At 42.6% G+C, this 242-nt stretch carries 1 protein-coding gene; it reads left to right on the top strand.

The genetic code is table 11. From position 1 onward, the window contains the following. The coding region (locus AACW06_RS20655) for a hypothetical protein (RefSeq protein ID WP_238336798.1) at positions 1 to 239 on the top strand (239 nt) is incomplete at its 5' end. Between the last annotated feature and the right edge of the window lie 3 nt (positions 240 to 242).

Below are 242 nucleotides of genomic sequence, written 5' to 3'. Positions count from 1 at the left end.
CCTTGAAAACGATCAATCTCAGATTATTCAAGAATCCATTTCGACCAAGCCAACTTGCCGAAAACACAGAACGAATTCTCAATGAAATCGTAGAGTTAACCCTAAAAACTCATCAAACACATAACGCTGCGTTAAGTGGTGAGCAACGCGACCACAATCCTAAACCATTGCGCCTTAAACACAAAACTCAACCTAGAGCCGAAACTCCCAAGCGTTGGGAATCCGTCTTAAACGCCTAGTTA

Source organism: Vibrio sp. S12_S33, assembly GCF_963889785.1.
Classification (GTDB): domain Bacteria; phylum Pseudomonadota; class Gammaproteobacteria; order Enterobacterales; family Vibrionaceae; genus Vibrio; species Vibrio aestuarianus.
The sequence above is the reverse complement of the archived record's forward strand: the minus strand, read 5'-3'. Positions and strand labels throughout refer to the sequence as shown.